This window comes from Moorena sp. SIO4E2 (genome assembly GCF_010671945.1).
Taxonomy (GTDB): domain Bacteria; phylum Cyanobacteriota; class Cyanobacteriia; order Cyanobacteriales; family Coleofasciculaceae; genus Moorena; species Moorena producens.
Map to the genome: position 1 here is coordinate 1 of NZ_JAAHIE010001148.1, position 1,584 is coordinate 1,584.

General features: G+C 41.4%; 1 protein-coding gene. It reads right to left on the bottom strand.

Annotation, left to right across the window (positions count from 1 at the left end; translation table 11 throughout):
- Positions 1-52: 52 nt before the first annotated feature.
- Positions 53-1,495 carry an NACHT domain-containing protein gene (locus F6K37_RS41625; protein ID WP_287257116.1) on the bottom strand — a complete coding sequence of 481 codons (1,443 nt, stop codon included), beginning with the start codon at positions 1,493-1,495 and terminating at the stop codon, positions 53-55.
- Positions 1,496-1,584 lie beyond the last annotated feature (89 nt).

The following is a 1,584-nucleotide window of genomic DNA, read 5'->3' on the forward strand; positions in this document are numbered from 1 at the left end:
CATAAATAAACTTATTTTATACAATTCCTTGTCTCTGGAATTATTCAACATATTAGGCTGCATTTTTTTCAATCAAAAACTCGGTTTGTTGTCCCTCCTTCAATCGTTTAGCAAGCCAGCCTAACCAGCGCCTTGTTTCCTCTTCTGAATAACCTCGACGGTTATGGTATTCCTTTAGTTTACGGTCAATATAATCCTCAAATAATCTTTGACGGCATTCGTTATGATAGTCTTCCTTTGCTTTAGGATCCTTAAAATGTCTCCCTACTCGCTTCAACCCATCGGGATAAGCAAGGGGAATCAAGTGCAATAGTAAGGGCATTCTTGCTAACTCTAGCAACCCATCTGAATCTTGCTGAATTCCTGGCCAGAGGTGGCGACAGTTTAACCGTTTTAAATAATTTTCTATCTGCTGATCGGTCAAAGGTTGCAGACAGATTGCTCCCCGCATCTCCAGAATTTGCTCACCAGCTTTGTATTCTTCTTGACGACAGCAGACCACAACTTGAAGAACGTCTTTGAGAAACTGATTTAATTGCTGAACACATAACTTCTGCCGCTCTAAACCCAATTCATCCAAACCATCCAGAAGAGGTAACAACTGACCGGTGGTAATCCACTCTTGAGTAATGGCTTCGGGAAGATTATAACGAAACTTTAAATTAGCTGCTAACCATTCATCAATGGGCTGCTTGTTATCTTTCCAATCAGAAAGTTCAGCAATAATTGGAATAGGTTGGTTTGGCTGCTGCTGGGCAGATTTAATTAAATCCTTGGCCAAATCCAACAGCATGGTGGTTTTTCCAGAACCAGGCGCACCGAGAATCAACAGTTTCCCGGCAATATCCTGTTGGTTAAATACCTCAATAACCTTTTGACCTGCTTCAGACTCCGTAGTTACTCGACGAAACTTGCGCCACCGTTTCCACAATGGAGGAGAATTGCTAGGATTCACAGTAATTTTTTTTGGACGACCTACTTGCTCCCTGTGGTCTGCCATTACCAACTGAATCAACTGGTCATTGTGCAGGGAGTCATCAAGGCGCATGTTAACCTCAGTTGCCATTGCTCGTAGCAAGTCCCTGCGCCATTGCTGTAAATTTACCTGTGGAATCTGTTTAGGGATTTGAGTTTGGTTACCTAGTTTAGTTGTGAGTAAATACCCAATTATAGGTAGAGCCAATAAGTAACCAATACCTAAAATCCACCAGACTTGTTGGAACCAGTCGTTATCCTGTTCTGCTGATGGTTTAAAAACTAAATGTCCTCCTACAGCACCTAAGACTCCATAGATTGTGCATAGAGCAATTACTATAATTTTGCGAAGGCGAGTGTTTTGCTCCTCAAAGCGATTGATCAAAAGTCCGACAATACAGGTAAATATTCCTAGTAATACCAATAGTATTAGTTTAAGGACGTTGGGATTGGTCAGAAGTTCAGCAAGGTTCATCTGTGAAGCGATCTCTCTTTTGTCACTCTCTGAGATTTTAACCAATTAGCATCGAGAGAGCCAATAATATAGCAATTATATATGCCATGAAGTCCAAAGAGATCCCCCTAAATCCCCCTTGATAAGGGGGATTA